General features: G+C 49.2%; 15 protein-coding genes and 3 tRNA genes. 9 read left to right on the top strand and 9 right to left on the bottom strand.

Translation table 11 applies throughout. The annotated features are described in order from the left end of the window. Window positions 1-121 precede the first annotated feature (121 nt). From HZU75_RS04515 to HZU75_RS04505, 3 genes are all read right to left on the bottom strand, one after another. Window positions 122-1,111, bottom strand: a complete 990-nt coding sequence (locus HZU75_RS04515) for a recombination directionality factor (RefSeq protein WP_180307985.1) — start codon at window positions 1,109-1,111, stop codon at window positions 122-124. Then, window positions 1,104-2,108 (bottom strand): YqaJ viral recombinase family nuclease, encoded by a 1,005-nt coding sequence (locus HZU75_RS04510; protein ID WP_180307984.1) that lies wholly within the window; start codon window positions 2,106-2,108, stop codon window positions 1,104-1,106. The genes HZU75_RS04515 and HZU75_RS04510 overlap by 8 nt, the downstream gene beginning before the upstream one ends. A 101-nt stretch (window positions 2,109-2,209) precedes the next feature. Continuing rightward, on the bottom strand, window positions 2,210-3,163 hold the full coding sequence (locus HZU75_RS04505) for a DUF932 domain-containing protein (protein WP_180307983.1): 954 nt from the start codon (window positions 3,161-3,163) through the stop codon (window positions 2,210-2,212). Window positions 3,164-3,544: 381 nt separating this feature from the next. On the opposite strand from HZU75_RS04505, the gene HZU75_RS04500 reads away from it, so the two are divergent. Next, window positions 3,545-4,186 (top strand): YagK/YfjJ domain-containing protein, encoded by a 642-nt coding sequence (locus tag HZU75_RS04500; RefSeq protein WP_180307982.1) that lies wholly within the window; start codon window positions 3,545-3,547, stop codon window positions 4,184-4,186. 167 nt (window positions 4,187-4,353) lie between these two features. Here HZU75_RS04500 and HZU75_RS04495 read toward each other — a convergent pair whose 3' ends face one another. The 6 genes from HZU75_RS04495 to HZU75_RS04470 all read right to left on the bottom strand — a co-directional run bounded on the left by HZU75_RS04495 (window position 4,354) and on the right by HZU75_RS04470 (window position 8,232). Then, entirely contained in the window at window positions 4,354-5,961 is a 1,608-nt protein-coding gene (locus tag HZU75_RS04495; RefSeq protein ID WP_180307981.1) for a YfjI family protein, read from the bottom strand. A gap of 1 nt (window position 5,962) precedes the next feature. Beyond that, window positions 5,963-6,163, bottom strand: coding sequence for a helix-turn-helix transcriptional regulator (locus tag HZU75_RS04490; RefSeq protein ID WP_180307980.1), 201 nt, complete (start codon window positions 6,161-6,163; stop codon window positions 5,963-5,965). A 768-nt stretch (window positions 6,164-6,931) separates the two neighbouring features. After that, on the bottom strand, window positions 6,932-7,774 hold the full coding sequence (locus HZU75_RS04485; RefSeq protein ID WP_180307979.1) for a hypothetical protein: 843 nt from the start codon (window positions 7,772-7,774) through the stop codon (window positions 6,932-6,934). Window positions 7,775-7,943: 169 nt separating this feature from the next. Beyond that, window positions 7,944-8,019, bottom strand: a tRNA-His gene (locus tag HZU75_RS04480). 37 nt (window positions 8,020-8,056) lie between these two features. Continuing rightward, window positions 8,057-8,133 (bottom strand) — tRNA-Arg (locus HZU75_RS04475). Window positions 8,134-8,155: 22 nt separating this feature from the next. Continuing rightward, a tRNA-Pro gene (locus tag HZU75_RS04470) sits at window positions 8,156-8,232 on the bottom strand. Between the two features lie 133 nt (window positions 8,233-8,365). Between HZU75_RS04470 and folD the strand changes: the two genes are divergently transcribed. The 8 genes from folD to HZU75_RS04430 all read left to right on the top strand — a co-directional run bounded on the left by folD (window position 8,366) and on the right by HZU75_RS04430 (window position 16,391). Continuing rightward, window positions 8,366-9,220, top strand: coding sequence for a bifunctional methylenetetrahydrofolate dehydrogenase/methenyltetrahydrofolate cyclohydrolase FolD (gene folD, locus HZU75_RS04465; RefSeq protein ID WP_180307978.1), 855 nt, complete (start codon window positions 8,366-8,368; stop codon window positions 9,218-9,220). Window positions 9,221-9,301: 81 nt separating this feature from the next. Continuing rightward, window positions 9,302-10,333, top strand: a complete 1,032-nt coding sequence (locus HZU75_RS04460) for a quinone-dependent dihydroorotate dehydrogenase (protein WP_180307977.1) — start codon at window positions 9,302-9,304, stop codon at window positions 10,331-10,333. A 240-nt stretch (window positions 10,334-10,573) separates the two neighbouring features. Then, window positions 10,574-11,155, top strand: a complete 582-nt coding sequence (gene rsxA / locus HZU75_RS04455; protein ID WP_180307976.1) for an electron transport complex subunit RsxA — start codon at window positions 10,574-10,576, stop codon at window positions 11,153-11,155. After that, window positions 11,152-11,721 (top strand): electron transport complex subunit RsxB, encoded by a 570-nt coding sequence (gene rsxB, locus HZU75_RS04450; protein ID WP_180307975.1) that lies wholly within the window; start codon window positions 11,152-11,154, stop codon window positions 11,719-11,721. Before rsxA ends, rsxB begins: the two co-directional genes overlap by 4 nt. 3 nt (window positions 11,722-11,724) lie before the next feature. Continuing rightward, window positions 11,725-13,989, top strand: a complete 2,265-nt coding sequence (gene rsxC / locus HZU75_RS04445; RefSeq protein WP_228028187.1) for an electron transport complex subunit RsxC — start codon at window positions 11,725-11,727, stop codon at window positions 13,987-13,989. After that, window positions 13,986-15,062, top strand: coding sequence for an RnfABCDGE type electron transport complex subunit D (locus tag HZU75_RS04440; RefSeq protein WP_180307974.1), 1,077 nt, complete (start codon window positions 13,986-13,988; stop codon window positions 15,060-15,062). Before rsxC ends, HZU75_RS04440 begins: the two co-directional genes overlap by 4 nt. Then, entirely contained in the window at window positions 15,059-15,688 is a 630-nt protein-coding gene (rsxG, locus tag HZU75_RS04435) for an electron transport complex subunit RsxG (protein ID WP_180307973.1), read from the top strand. Before HZU75_RS04440 ends, rsxG begins: the two co-directional genes overlap by 4 nt. Window position 15,689: 1 nt before the next feature. Further along, on the top strand, window positions 15,690-16,391 hold the full coding sequence (locus tag HZU75_RS04430) for an electron transport complex subunit E (protein ID WP_180307972.1): 702 nt from the start codon (window positions 15,690-15,692) through the stop codon (window positions 16,389-16,391). Window positions 16,392-16,409: the final 18 nt, after the last annotated feature.

The raw sequence follows: 16,409 nt of genomic DNA, 5'->3' as shown, positions 1-16,409 counted from the left end.
TGCTTGATTTGATGTCTCTTAGGTGTTTTGGTAAGACCGTCGTTTTGCGCGGCAATACGTTTTAGCGACGGTTTTGCAGAGCAATCCCGCAACAAAGACGATGGCAAATGCGAACAGCGTGTCAGTGGTTGAGTTTTGATTCATGATTGCTTTCTCCTGTTGTGGATGAGCCGAGGCGTGGGGTTAAAGTGGTGGTACGAATGGTAGGACTGGCTTTGCTGGTGCTGCTTTTGGTGCTTTGGTTCGGCTTATTGCTCGTGCTGGTGCTGGGGTTTTGAGCAGGTGATGCTTCATTGCCAACTTCAGCCTCGGGATAGAACTCTTCCAATACCAGCGGCATGTCATCGGCACTTTCTTCAAACTGGCCGTTGCCGAGTAGCGCCTTTGCTGCCTGTTCCAGTTGCGCGATATTGATACCGGCTTCGGCATATTGCTGTGCCGCTTGGTGTGCAGCAGTCACCGCACTGATCAAGGTGTCATCATCGCGCAAAGTCAGATCGACATAAAACACCGGTGCTCGATAAGATTGCGTGGTGCTTTTGGCGCGTAGCTTCAGTTGCAAAGGCAAGAAACGCGCAAGACCATTCGATACTGCAGCAAAGTATTCCAAGCGCGCCGCTAGCGTTCGCACCGAGTTATAACCGGTGGTGCGAAACATGAACGAACCCAGCTCATCGTTCTGGCCTTCCACTTGCACATTCAATCGACCATATAATTTGCAGTCTTTTTCCTGCGCATACTGGCAACGCTCGGGCGTCGGGCAAGCGACCTCTTCAATACCTTCCCCCGAAACCCGCTTGGCACATTCACCATTGCCCACACACAAAGGCCGTCCAGTTTGCCGATCAAACGCACTGAATTCCGCTCGCAGATTCAGATCGCTGTCGTTAAACAGCAATTTGACTGGGATTGAACGTATCTTGTTGTTCAGGCTGGTTTCAGACAGCTGGGCATGCAGTGGGTGCAATAGCCAACCGTCTTTACCTTGCACCTGTGTGGTCAACGTAAACGCGTCGTCTTTTTCTGGCACCCACTTGTCTTTCTTCTGCACCAAGTGACCAATGCTGATCCGCCCAATCACCGGCGGGGTAATCGCTAAACCTTTAATCATGATTCGGACCTCCAGAAGGGATCAGCTTTTTAGGCTGAATTAAGAAACGCCGAGAACCTTCTACCGATTTGATGTACTGCTGAATAATCTCGGGGTGTTCGGCGCTGAGTTTATCCAGATCGGGTGTGAGCCGGTCTTTGGCTTTTTTCCAGGTAATGCGACCGGCTGCGAAGATGGCAGCAGTTGCGCTACCCAGCGCGTTTTGTAGCCGTTGGCGGATGAGTGCTTCTTTGGCTTCGACTTCTTCTTTACGCTCACGTAACTCAATCAAGTTACTAAACAGCGCATTGAACTCCGCCGATTCAGACAGATCGATGGTTTGCCCATCATCACGAGGAAATAGCCATTGCAAAGCAGCGCTGGCATCATCACTACCATCGGGATCAGGTTGAATATCGGCAGTGACGTGTTTCCAGAATTGCGTTTCGAGTTGAATCAAATCGGCAATCTTGGCGTCATCGCGCTCAACGCGATAAATTCGAAAGTCCTGTCCACCGATCAAGACAGCGACATCAGCCCAAGCAAAACCGGTGACCGCCAGTTGGTGCAAGACCTGGCATTGGTACGCCAGTGGTATACCGTCTTCCCATTGCGGTGCCATGTGATAACTGGCGGTTTTGATTTCGAGTACACCAGTGCCTTCAGGCTGACCAATCACTTCCCGATCCAGATTGGCCAACATAAAGCGATGCTCGGGGTGCTGCAAAATCGCATTCACTTTGCGCACCTTGTAACCAGTGCGCTCTGCGTAAACAGAAGCAAGTACCGGTTCTAGCACCGTACCCCACAACACGGCTGGTTTGTCGGCGATATCGTCGGTTTGTTTACGGTGCGTTTTCTCGAGCCACAGCGTGAGTGGGCTTTTGTATTGTGAGAAACCAATTGCACTGGCTGCATCTGAAGAACCAATGCCTAGTTCACGATACTGCAGCCATTGTTCACGACTGAGATTGACGGTGGATGCCAAGCGTATGGCTTGTCCATAACGTTCACGCATGATGAAACCTCCAAAAGCAAAAAGCCCCGCAGGCGAACCAGTCGGGGCTTTGAATGAAATACGAAATGAAAGAAACCAATGAAACCAAAGATGAGATTGAACTACTGCAGCAAGGTCATCGCATGATTGAGTGCTTTGCCTTTCAATTGTGCACCTTGGCCAAACCAAGCTGAATCAAGGCGGTAATCCTGACTTCGCGCGCGGCGTTGGTGATCGACAAACTCCGTAACGGCATTGAGTAAACCCCAAGCCGTACCGCGACTTCCGGCCAACAACGAGCCCATGCCAGCACCACTGTATAAAGCGGTGACTTGCTGCATTGCACGTGAGACAGCAGGGTTATCCATATCCAATACCTGCTCCCCCAGCACATCACCAAAATACTGCGCCGCTTCGGTGGCGGATATTGGCCGTTGTGACAGTTGCTTGATATTGGCCATGAACTGATCCCAGCCTGATAGGCCTAGACCCAATGCTTCTTTAACCGCTTGCGGATCGAACTTGGTCGAGTGCGGTACTTTGACTGCGCCAGTGGAATCACCGACGGCCATCTGTAGCGTGTTATTGCAGACCACCCGAACTGAAGTGAATTGCGCCGTAGTACACATCGAGCCATCACAACTGGTCGCCAGTAATAGATACGCCTTCACCCGATCATTGCCGCGCACCAGCGCTTCTTGCCCAGTACGTGCCAGCGCCCACAATTTTTTACCACCTTTAAGCACCCCAGCTGTTTCCAGCTCAAAGCCACCGGCCTCAACCAAATCTTTATAAAAGTGCAGCACCTCAGTCGGCTGTACCACCTGATACCGATTTGAAACGACTGATAACGGTGCCAGCGTATCAGAGCGATACAGCACCTTTGCATCGCTATGCGAGCGAATGTGCATACCGGTGTTCGAGACATTGAACAGTACATCGCTCTGATCAATCGACCATTCCATCCCAGCCTCACGCAGCCACACCTCCAGCGGTTGCTGCTCAGTTAAACGATTACCCAAACCGTGCCACGGGGTGTCACGAACAAAAGCCATAGATTCGACAAGATGAGCCATTTGAATTCTCCAGACGTAAAAAAGCCCTGGCGTGTCGCTCAGGGCTTGGTATATGCGTTCCGATTATCGGTATAAAAATATTTGCTTCCCTGATGATCTGAAGAACAAGGGAAAGCTGCAAATAGGATTTACGTGCTACTTGCACATGGCAGTGATATAGGTCTGAAAATATCTACTTCAAAAAAAGAAAAATAACTTGTACATAGTATGAGGAGTAAATTTCTTTGCAAATAAACGAATAAAAATAAATAGAGCCCTTGCAATATAAGGCTCTAGTAACTTGGGTTTATTTGGTATTTTATTATTCTATTTATTTTATTTTATTTGTTTTTAATAATTATCTAATCATTCCAATCTTCAATTGACACAAAGAGATTAATCATGAGCCACTTCCTGCCGCAATACAGTCAACAACAGCCTATCCCTCAGATAGGCATGTATATTCCTTGCCTATGGTGCGATGAAAGCAATTATATCTACCAGAGCATAAAAGAATACATTGATTACAAGTTCAATCTGCATTCCAGACTTCTTATAATTCGCTTAGATTTAGGATTTAAAGATAATACAACGGGTCAATATAATGCAGAATACGCGAGGGCTTGTCTACAAAAGTTGATGAACAACAAACGTAAACTCAAACTCTTTAGCAATGAGCGTGGTTACGTATGGTCATTGGAGTACGGCCAAGATAAAGGCTTTCATTTCCACTGCTTCTTTATCTTTGATGGCTCAAGTTCCCAGCAAGATCAAACAATAGGTCATGCTATTGGCCAGTATTGGGTGAATATCATCACCCAAGGCACAGGCAGTTATTACTGCAGCAATGATGATAAAGCAAAATTTGAAGCTGAGGGCACATTAGGCATAGGCATGATCCACCGCTACGAACATCATAAGCGTGCCAACCTAATGAGTATCGCAAGTTACCTCGCCAAAGACGATGCGCTGATCAAGCCAATGCTGCCTGAGAGTACGAAAGGATTTCGCACTTTTGGTCGTGGTGAGATGGTGAATAGTTAGGCGTACTTGAGAGGGGTGGGGGGGTTGAAATTTACGTGCAATGTAAAATTTAAGAAAAAATTGCAAGTCTATTTGGTCTGGCTTTGGTCGTAAGTTGCTATTCCTGCTACGAATAGCAGGAATAGCAAAATTGTAAACCACGGTTTTTGGATTTTTCGCTAAATGGCTTACGGAAGTATTTTACCTAAAAAATGCCATTGTGCGGCCTGGAAATGATTTATGTCTGGCTGTTGGTTAGGAAGCAAATCTACAAATGTGGTCTTGCCCTTCGAAAATAGATTTATAGCACGCAATTTGATTAACGAGTCTAATGCAAGGTTCAAGCGATTTTTCTCGCGCAATTGATTCGGGCCGTGCTGGCGAATAAAGTTTTTATGTACATAGCGCCAGCCATTCATAGTCCCGTTTTGGCTACCACAGCGAAGCCATGCAAGAAGTACGTTGGCATCACTAACTTCTTGCGGTAGTTGCGGTGGAGGTACAAAAATACGGATATATTCATTTTCATACCAGCGAATAACAGCACTCGCTGCTCGAATTGAGGCTAAATCAATATCGCCTTCTTTGCCCTCAAAATAGTGAAAAACAGCGGCAAAGCGCGCTATTTTATCTGCAGCCTTGGCTGCGTGCTCCTTGCATTGCGCTAGTGGCGCACCGATATTTACAGCGTTTTCAAATGCATTGTATTCGTTAATCCAAAACTGCTCAGCTTCAGGCGAAAAACGTAATGTAATGCGGTTGGCTGAGTTGGGACCTGCAGACTCGCTTAACTTAAGTAATTCTTTAACACGCTCATGAAATTTGGGCATGTGCTCCCAAGATTGGTTTGGGTTTTCAATGAGGCGTGTACCTTGTGTGCTCGTCGGGTGACAAATATTGAAGCGAGCAAGAAGCCCCGAGCCTTTTGCTTCTTCACCACGCTTGGCGATAAATTTATGCAGTATGGTTGGCTGTAGTAATAGTGACAAGCTGAGTCGTGCGCCGCGTAATTGCGTACTTGGCTCACCTTTACGATCAACCGTAATATCACCACCATCCCAGAGGGTGTTTATTTTTGAAAAACTGCGCATCGCGCTACCATTTAGAATGTCATCTGCTTCGTTGGACATAAGAGCCGCAGATGCCCAATTCTCTTGCATTAAAGGAATGAGTGCTGCATTTGTTACGTCTGAATACAATATGCGAAACAAAGCGGGCTTCTTAGGTTCCAATGCGACATGATCATTTAAAGATTTTTTTACTTGTAATTTTTCTTCATCACTTAATGAATTTTTGTTAAGTTGTTTTTTTATATATTTGTAATCAGATTGCCAAAGATCCAATTCATGTTTGTAATTTTTCCATTGATTTTGATAAGTGGTGTCTGCCTCTGCTTCAAGGGTTTTAATTGGTTTCATGAATGCATCATCAGTTGCCGTTTTGCGTTCGCCAGACTCGCCAATGGTGATGTTGTATTGTGTAACGGGACCAACTAGGCCATTGAGACGTTGCACATTAATTAAGTGCTGGCAACTAAGTGTCATGGTTGATAGTGCTGATGCAAAGGGTAGGGCGGCGGGTACTTTTAAATTTTTCTCGGCTTCCCATATGGCGTGCTGTGCCAATGATGGCAAAAAATGAATTGGAGGTATTGATTGTATGGGGGACGGTATTACGGGCATGCCACCTTGGTTGTGATCGGTGCCGAATGGTTGTGTTGTCACCTGGAAATCGGAGGCTACAACATTGATTGTATCCATAGGGTGAAGGCCGTTGGGTGTCGGAAATTGAAACATATTACAGCCCCTCTAAAATATTAAGGATTGCTTTAGTTGGCCAGCGAAGTAAGCCGTTAGATAATTTGATTGGGCGACAACCTAGGAAACTGCCCTTAAGGCAGTAGTTTTTACGAATGGTCTGTGCTTTTACTTTTAGTAGAAGCGCAACTTCGTTCGTAGTGAGTGTTGCGTTGTTTTTGTCTGTGTAATCGACGGGCATAAGTGCGTCTCCAAGTTTCATGAACATATATAGCCGTGCAAGTACGCGAAGTTATGTGAATCATTTCGCGTCAATGCAGAGCTCTTGGAGTGAACTGTATTTCAATTGGAGTCAGAGAATTAGGAGCACGACCTGGCACGACTTAGCGCGACTTAGCGCGACTAGGCTGCACTTGATGCAGTAAACACAGCTGGCATATGCCAGCTGTGTTTACTGCTTGCGTCGTGTCTTAGGTGTCCTGAATGAAATTGGAGGGGGCTACGGCAAGCATCGTGTGGCTCGCTTGATCCGAATGAATAAGATCAAGTCGAGGCGGTTATAAAGCGGCTCTTTTGATTGCTGTTTAGCCTTTACTGATCGCACCAAACTTACTAAATAGAGAATATACGGTTTATTGGCCCGACCAAGCATAGGTAACAGATATTACCCGCATGCACACTTGGTAAGGCTGGCTGTATCTTTCGGTGGTGATTGACCTGTTTCAAGCTTGGCGGGGAGGGTATGACACAAGGACTGCCAGTTAACTAGTACTTGATTATTGCCATGGTCGTTTGGAGATATAAACCCAAAAACCGTGATTGCGCATTCAGATTGGGGGTCGCAGTGCGGCTATGATGATTGGCGGCGCTTTTGATAAGTTTTTTATAGGCGTCATCGACGACTTAGTTATATAAATGATGTCAACTCTGAGTCCATTTGAAATGATCGTTGCAAGATGTTTCAAAGTGTCCATTTGATTTGGAGTGGTTCGTTCTGCAAATTCACCTGCTATAGGAAACGCAGTAACAACTCGTTATCCTGCTGTTGGATTCTGGCTGTTAATCTAGTCAATCTTTCCCCAACGTTTTTCTCGCTAAGGCTTTTCTTTGTTCCTGGACTGTCGATGAAGCGCAAAAGCGCCATTGTTGAGTCTTCGGTAAATGGTGGATGAGCGCTAGGCGCAGCATTTATTTTTTTTTGGAGGTGTATCCATACCTTTTTCTTGTTTATGCTATCAGCCTCAACTATGGCATCTAATAAATACTCAGTTATGCAGTCTGATTTTTTCATTAATTTACCTAGTGCATCACGAATTGCTTTTTTATCTTGATCAGTTAGTTCGCTAAAAGTTTTAAGGGATGCCAATGTGGTATTGGCATTTGTAGTGAAAGGCGTATTTGGTGAGGTGTGTACTGTTGAGGTGTTTTCAGTTTGTTCTTGTTTGTCGGTTACGGACTTCATGCTAGTTTGTTGAAGTTCAATACACCAATCTGGCAATGGATTACGTAGAAAATCTACTCGAGGTTCTGCGTATCTTTTATCTATGTCTGAAAGCCAGTCTTTGTCTATTTTTTGGCTCATAAGCCATGATAAAAATTCAGTTGGCTTTGGGTTCGTTGGCTTGTTTTGCTGCTGCCACAATGACGCAATATATTCAGCCTCACGTAATCGTTCATTGGATAGTGCGCCATATGCAAATCTAACCATTTCTATGTCGTTGGTATCCATTGGCGGGGGCGGGGGTTTTAAACCACAAGCGAGGAGGGCTCCAAAAAAGGGGGGCCATGATTCTAGTTCTTGGTATTCAGCTGGAATTTTATCAATAAACTCTGCGGTGAAGAATTTAGGCATGATTTCTTTTGCCGAGTAACAATAGTGGGTGGTTAAGAGATCTATTGCTTAAGTGTATAAAGTTGCACTGGGAACCTCAATCTTTGATTGAGTGGGGTTACAAATGGGTTACACGGAGGCTGGAAAAGCAAAAGCCCAGTCCGAAGACTGGGCTAAGTGCTTGATTTTGTGGGGTGGCTGATGGGGCTCGAACCCACGACAACAGGAATCACAATCCTGGACTCTACCAACTGAGCTACAGCCACCACAAAAACGGATGTTCTTTGATTTTTACGAGTTGCTTGGCGCACCCGACAGGAATCGAACCTGTAACCTACGACTTAGAAGGTCGTTGCTCTATCCGGTTGAGCTACGGGAGCTCTACAAACGTTGCTAAGTTTCTGGTCGGGGCGGTGGGATTCGAACTCACGACCACCTGGTCCCAAACCAGGTGCGCTACCGGGCTGCGCTACGCCCCGACTAGAGAGGCCGAACTATACGGATGCTCGGCTTGTCCGTCAAGCCCCTTTTGAAAAAATAACGGTAAAAAGTGCAAAAAATGTCGATCAATGCGAAAATCACGTTTTTGCCACTATTGCCGGAGTTTTCCCGATGACAGCCCAGATCCTTGATGGTAAAGCCATTTCCCAAGAAATTGTGCGTGAGGTGCGTGCCAAAGTTGATGCGCGGGTTGCTTCCGGCAAGCGTGCGCCAGCTCTGGCGGTGATTCTGGTCGGTAGCGATCCGGCCTCGCAGGTGTATGTGGGTAATAAAAAACGCCAGTGCGAAAACGCTGGTATCACTTCGTTGGCCTACGATTTGCCAGCAGAAACCAGCGAAGAAGAAGTACTGAAGCTGGTCGCTGAACTGAACCAGAACGACGATGTTGATGGCATCTTGGTGCAGCTGCCATTGCCTAAGCATATCGACGCCGACAAGGTGATCGAGCTGATCGACCCGATCAAAGATGTGGATGGTTTTCACCCATACAACATTGGCCGTCTGACCTTGAAAATGCCTTTGCTGCGTCCATGCACGCCGCGGGGTGTAATGACTTTGCTGGAAAAAACCGGCATTGATTTGGTCGGTAAAGACGCCGTTGTGATCGGCGCATCCAATATCGTGGGTCGCCCGCAAGCACTTGAATTATTGCTCGCGCGTGCAACGGTCACTGTTTGCCACAGTAAAACCAAAGATCTGGCCGCGAAAGTAGCTGGCGCAGATGTGGTGGTGGCTGGCGTGGGTATCCCTAATTTTGTCAAAGGCGAATGGATCAAGCCGGGCGCTGTGGTGATCGACGTGGGTATCAATCGCTTGGAAAGTGGCAAGCTGTGCGGCGACGTGGAGTTTGATGCCGCCAAAGAGCGCGCAAGCTGGATTACGCCAGTGCCGGGCGGCGTGGGTCTGATGACTGTCGCGACATTGATGCAGAACACTTACGACGCCTGCGTGAACCGCAAAGGCTAATTCATTGCGGGCGTGCTCAAGTCGACATGCCCAACAAATTGATCTTTGAGCTAGGCTCAACGCAATACTGAAGGCATAAAAATGGCATATCAACTCGCAAAACCCCTGTTATTCATGATGGAAGCCGAGCGCGCGCATCATGCCGCGTTTAAAGGTTTGGGCTTACTCAATAGCATGGGCTTTTTGCGCTCACTGACGCCAACGGTTCCCAATAACCCGGTGACGGTGATGGGTATCGAATTTGCTAATCCGGTGGGTCTAGCGGCGGGGTTAGATAAAAACGGCGATTACATTGATGTGCTGGCCGAGCTAGGGTTTGGTTTTCTGGAAATAGGTACGGTGACACCACGCCCACAGCCGGGTAATCCAAAACCGCGTCTTTTCCGTTTGCCAGAAGCGCGCGGCATTATTAACCGCATGGGCTTCAATAATGGCGGCGTTGATAATCTGCTAGAAAATGTAGCTAATGCCCAGTATCGCGGTGTACTCGGCATTAATATTGGCAAGAACGCCGATACCCCCATTGAAAAGGCTGCAGAGGATTATCTGATCGGCCTGCGTAAAGTGTATGCGGCGGCCAGTTATGTCACGGTGAATATCTCTAGCCCAAATACCAAAAACCTGCGCCAATTGCAGCAGGGCGATGAATTGGGCGATTTGCTCAAGCAGCTAAAATCCGAGCAAGAAAAGCTGGCTGAGCAGCATGGTCGCTATGTCCCGGTCGCGGTCAAAATCGCTCCTGATCTCGACAGCAACCAGATTCAGGAGATTGGTCGTCTGCTAATTGAAAACCGCATTGACGGCGTGATTGCTACTAACACCACCTTGTCGCGTACTGGCGTTGAAAACCTGCATCATGGTCAAGAAACCGGCGGTTTGTCGGGTGAACCTGTGCGCGCTAAATCGACGTCGGTGATACGCGAATTGGCGCAAGTGCTCGATGGCGCACTGCCGATTATTGGCGTGGGCGGCATTATGAGTGGCGAGGATGCGGTAGAAAAAATCCGCGCCGGTGCTGCTTTGGTGCAGGTTTACAGCGGCTTGATTTACGAAGGCCCGCATCTGGTGAGTGATTGCGCCGATGCGATTGCAGCACTGCATGCGAACCGCTAAGCCTTTTTGCAGGAGCAGTGGCGCTTCGGCGCACAAGATGACAGGTTTATATCTTTTGCGCCTTTTTAAATAAGCTTTATTCATTTATTGGATAGATGCTTGAATGTTATATTGTTTTTTTGATGAAGCTCGGGTTGCAATGTCATTTGCCTTGGTACAATGCCGAGCCACTGGCGTGTGGCATGCGCATGCTGTGGTCGCTACGCAATCAACTTCAATCTCCTTGGTGAGTTAAGACGTATGGATTTTAGTCATTACCTACTGCTGCTAGTCGGGGCGGTATTGGTCAATAACGTAGTGCTGGTGCGGATTCTGGGCCTATGCCCCTTTATGGGCGTCTCCAAAAAACTGGAAGCCTCTATCGGGATGGGCTTGGCAACAGCATTTGTGCTGACACTGGCATCTGGCACCTCATGGATGATTGATCAGCTATTGATTGTCTGGCATCTGGAATATCTACGTACGTTAGCGTTTATTGTGGTGATTGCTGCGATTGTGCAATTTACCGAGATGTTTATTCATAAATCCAGCCCGGTGCTGTATCAGGCGCTGGGGATTTATTTGCCGCTGATTACCACCAATTGCGCCGTGCTCGGTGTACCACTGATTAATTCAACGACGCGGCATAATTTGCTGGAATCTTTGGTATTTGGTTTTGGCTCGGCGATTGGTTTTTCGCTGATTCTGATTTTATTTGCCGCGATGCGTGAACGGATGGAAGGCGCCGATATTCCACAGGCGTTTAAAGGCACGCCTGCGGCCTTTATCACCGCCGGCCTAATGAGTCTGGCGTTTATGGGTTTTGCAGGGTTGGTGAAATGAGTTTCTTGCTTGCACTGGCCGTGATGGCTGGTTTAGCGCTGTTATTGGGCGCAATTCTGGGTTTTGCCGCGATCAAATACAAGGTTGATGAAGACCCCCTAGTGGATAAAATCGATGCCATCCTGCCGCAGACTCAATGCGGTCAATGTGGTTTTCCGGGCTGTAAACCCTACGCCACCGCCATTGCCAACGAAGAAGCCGAAATCAATAAATGCCCGCCTGGCGGCGAGGATGGCATCCGCAAGTTAGCCGATTTGCTGGGTAAAGATTTCGTTCCGTTTGATGACGGCGGCGGCGCGGCTGAAAAACCGCGCTCAGTGGCGATTATTCGTGAAGATACCTGCATCGGCTGTACTTTATGCATTCAAGCCTGCCCGGTGGATGCGATTGTTGGTGCGGCTAAGCATCTGCATACGGTCATTGAGTCAGAGTGTACGGGCTGTGAATTATGCTTGGCGCCTTGTCCGGTGGATTGCATCGACATGGTGGCGGTGGGTGAGAATGTGAACAACTGGAAATGGCGTTACCCCGTAATCCAGCTCAAACAAGTGAAGGCGGGGGCATAAGCGATGGAAAGTATCCGCGAAATTTTCCCATTCCACGGTGGCGTGCATCCGCCGGAAATGAAAGAGCTGTCCAACCGCACGCCGATTGTGAATGGCCCATTGCCAAAGCGCTTGGTGATTCCATTGCAGCAAAGTATTGGGAACCCAGCAAAAGCGGTCGTAGCGGTTGGCGATCTGGTGCTCAAAGGCCAGACGATTGCAGTCGATGATGGCAATTTATCAGTGGCCGTGCATGCGCCTACGTCAGGTAAAGTTGTCGCGATTGATGCGCAGCAAGTGGCGCACCCATCTGGTTTGGCCGAATGGTGTATCACCATCGAAACCGATGGCCGCGATGAGTGGATTGCCCGCGACAAATTCGATTGGCAAGGCGCGCTGGCGCGGGGTGATGGCAAAGCCATTCGCGATTATCTGCAAGATATGGGCGTGGTCGGTTTGGGCGGTGCGGTGTTCCCGTCGCATTTAAAGCTGGCAGGCCGTGAAGCGCTTGAAACGCTGATTATCAATGGCGCCGAGTGCGAGCCGTATATCACCTGTGACGATCGATTAATGCGTGAACGCGCGATTGAGATCGTGGCTGGCATTTCGATTGTCCGCAAATTGCTCAATGCCAAAGAAGTCTTAATCGGTATTGAAGACAATAAAATGGAAGCCGTCGCCGCGCTGCGCGAGGCGCTTAGTAACTGCGGCTTTGCCGCCGAAGTGGTGGTAGTGCCAACGCTATACCCGTCGGGTGGCGCCAAGCAATTGATTAAATTGCTAACCAATAAAGAAGTGCCGAGCGGCGTGCGCTCCACCGATATGGGCGTGCAGTGCTTTAACGTGGCGACCATCTACACCATTTATGCCGCGCTAGAACTCGCCGAGCCAGTGATTTCCCGCGTCGTGACTTTGACGGGGGCAGTGAGCAAGGCCGGTAATGTCGATGCGCTGATTGGTACGCCCATCGACGATTTGCTCGTCTTCGCTGGAGTGCAGACCTCGCCAAATTGCATTTATGGCGGCCCGATGATGGGCTTTACCTTGCCGTCCACTAAGGTGGGCCTCACCAAGGCGGGTAACTGCATCATTGCGATGGACGAGCAGCATTTCCCAGAAAAAGCGCGCGAAATGCCATGTATCCGTTGTGGCGAATGTGCGGTGGCCTGCCCGCAAGAATTGCAACCGATGGATTTGTATTGGTTCTCGCGCTCTAAAAACTTTGGCAAGGCGCAAGAGTGGAATCTGTTTGACTGCATCGAATGTGGCGCGTGTGCTTATGTTTGCCCATCGAGCATTCAATTGGTCGATTATTATCGTTTCGCCAAATCCGAAATCTGGGATGCCGAGCGTGCCAAAAAATCAGCCGATCTAGCGCGTGAACGCCACGAATTTAAGCAATTCCGTGAAGAGCGCGAAAAAGAAGAAAAAGCAGCTCGACTAGCTGCAAAAGCCGCACCAAAACCGGCCGCTGCAGCAACGGCTGCTAGCTCGTCAGATGAGGCGAGCGCAGACGACAAAGCGGCCAAGATCAAAGCGGCAATGGAACGCGCGGCTGCCAAAAAAGCCGCAGAGGGCGCGGCGGCGGCACCTCCGGCATCACCAAATTCAGAAGCAAAAATCCCGAATTTTGTCAGCCCAGAAAAGGCCGCCAAAATCAAAGAAAGTATGGAAAAACGCGCCGCTGAAAAAGCCGCACTGGAAGCGCTAACGCCAGAAGAGCGCGCCGCGCGCGACGCAGAGCGAGCCGCCAAAATCGAAGCAGCCAAAGCGGCGGCGGCTGCCAAAAAAGCAGCGGCTGAGCATACTGGGGTAGAAAATGCGGCTGAAGCTCAGGCTCTACCTGAGTTGGCGGGTGATACCCCAGTAGCTGAAAAGCCAGCAATTGATCCAGACAAAGCAGCCAAGATTCGCGCAGCGATGGCTGCGGCGGCAGCCAAAAAGGCGGCCAAAGAAGGCGGGGCACCAGCTGCGACAGCAGAAGAGCCTGTCGAGCCAGCGCTTGTAGAAGCCGCTACCGAGGCTGAAAAACCAGCCATTGATCCGGAAAAAGCGGCGAAAATTCGCGCTGCAATGGCGGCTGCGGCGGCTAAAAAGGCAGCTAAAGAAGGTGGCGTGTCCACTGTGGTCGGCGAAGTGCTAGTCGAGCCAGCAGTTTCAGAGCTAGCTGCTGAGGTAGCAAAACCAGCAATTGATCCAGAAAAAGCTGCCAAAATCCGCGAAGCAATGGCGGCGGCTGCAGCGAAAAAGGCCGCGAAACAAGCGGCGCAAGATGAGGATAAGGCATGATTCGTACATCGCCGCATTTTGTAAAACCAACGCCACTGCAAGTGGTGATGTTGAAAGTGGCCGGCGCGCTGTTGCCCGGCATTGCTGTGTATTGTTATGTATTTGGCGCGGGCATTTTGCTGCAATTGCTATTGGCGACGATCACTGCGCTGGCTACCGAAGCGGCCTGCCTGAAATTGCGCAATTATCCGATTAAGCCATTTATCACCGATGGTTCGGCGATTGTGACCGCCTGGTTGCTGGCCTTGTCATTACCGCCATTATCGGCCTGGTGGATGATTGTACTGGCCACGGTAATTGCGATTGGTTTGGCGAAACATTTATATGGTGGGCTAGGGCAAAATCCATTCAACCCAGCGATGATTGGCTTTGCCGTGATGATTGTTTCGTTCCCGGCGCAGATGGGACGCTGGAATGCCCCATTGGCATTGCCCAATGCTGATCTAACTACCTGGCAGCAGTTTGGGTATATCTTTACGGGCCAGTTACCACCTGGCTTAACGTTCGATACCCTGGCATCTGCTACGCCGCTCGATGCAGTAAAAACCGCACTGATGCAATCGCACGCAATGAGCGATATTTTTGGCGGTGCAATTTTTCAGGCCGGATTTTTGCCCAGTGAAATGGGCTGGATTGCGGCGGCGTATTTAGTGGGTGGCTTGTTTTTGCTTCAGCAACGCGTGATTCAATGGCAGCTACCGGTGGCGTTTCTGGCTGCGCTCGCTGCGTTCTCAAGTGTTTTTTATCTGCTTGATCCGGCGCATTACACCAGCCCCGTATTCCATCTGTTTAGCGGCGCAGCGATGCTGGGTGCGTTTTTTATTGCGACAGACCCTGTGACTGCACCGACGACTCCGCGTGGGCGCTTGATCTATGCTGGCTTGATCGGCTTACTCACTTGGTTGATTCGCACTTATGGCGGCTATCCGGATGGGGTGGCGTTTGCTGTGATTATTATGAATATCGCCTCGCCATTTATCGATCAATACACGCAGCCTGCCGTTTTTGGTCGCAAGGCCAATAACAATGGCAGCAGTAAAGGGGCTACGGCGGCACAGGGGAAAAAAGCATGAAAACCATGATGCAAAATGGTGTGCGTGGTGCCGTAACATTATTTGTGTTTGCGATTGTGTTTACTGCCTTGATGGCTGGAACCTATGCGTTAACCAAGGACATTGTGCTGGGGAATGAGAAAGCGGCCAAAGTGGCGCTGATTGCTCAGGTATTGCCCGCTGGCAGTTTTGATAATGATATTTTGCAAGACGCTGTTCCGCAGGATGCTGCGGCACAAAAACAGCTGAATTCAGACGCTGATGCGCAAATTTATCGTGCTAAAAAGGGTGCAGATACCATCGCGGTGGTGGTTGAAACGATTGCACCGGATGGTTATTCGGGCAAGATTAAATTGCTGGTCGGCGTGGCCAAAGATGGTCAGGTATTGGGTGTTCGGGTTGTGGCACACAAAGAAACACCCGGCTTGGGCGATTATATTGATGTTGCAAAATCTGACTGGATCAAGAAGTTTGATGGTAAATCACTTACCGCCCCCCAAGCAGAACAATGGAAAGTCAAAAAAGACGGCGGCGAGTTTGATTACACCGCTGGTGCGACGATTAGCCCGCGCGCAGTGGTGAAAGCGGTTAAAAATACGCTGGATTTTGTCGTAGCGCAGCAGATGTCGCTGTTTGGAGCAAACTAAGATGATGACTTGGACGCAAGCCAAAGAAATTATTTACAACAGTATCTGGAAGCAGAACCAAGGTGTTGTTGCTATCCTCGGGATGTGCCCGGTGCTCGTGATGTCGAGCAATATTATTAATGGTGTTTCGCTAGGTTTGGCGACCAGTGTGGTGATGCTTATTTCGGGGGCGGCGATTGCAGCGATTCGTGAGTTTGTGCCCAATGAGCTGCGCGCGCCGATTTTTATTCTGATCATTGCCGCCTTGGTGACGATGGTAGATCTATTGATGAATTCCTACGTCCACGATTTATATCTGGTGCTGGGGATTTTTATCCCCCTGATTACCACCAACTGTATTGTACTGGCCCGCGCAGAGGCATTTGCCTCCAAAAATACGGTGAGCCATTCAGCCTTAGATGGTTTCTTTATGGGGCTGGGTTTGACCTTGGTTTTGGCCATCTTAGGCGCTATTCGTGAGTTGATTGGTAAGGGCACTTTGCTCTCTGGTATTGATCTGGTGTTTGGCCCAGGGGCTAAAGCGTGGGTTATTCATGTCATTCCCGCCGAGTACAATTACCAATTCTTGCTGGCGATTTTGCCGCCTGGCGCGTTCATCGGCTTGGGCTTCCTGATTGCGGGCAAAATGGCGCTGGATCGTCGTGCAGAAGCGAAAGCGAAGGCCGCCGCCAAGCAAATCAGCGCGCAGCAGCAGCCAGCCTAATTGCGCTGAGCCGTTCAA

The sequence above is a fragment of the Chitinibacter fontanus genome, from assembly GCF_013423785.1.
GTDB classification, from domain to species: domain Bacteria; phylum Pseudomonadota; class Gammaproteobacteria; order Burkholderiales; family Chitinibacteraceae; genus Chitinibacter; species Chitinibacter fontanus.
Note: the sequence above shows the minus strand (reverse complement) of the source record. Positions and strands in the feature narration are given on the sequence as shown.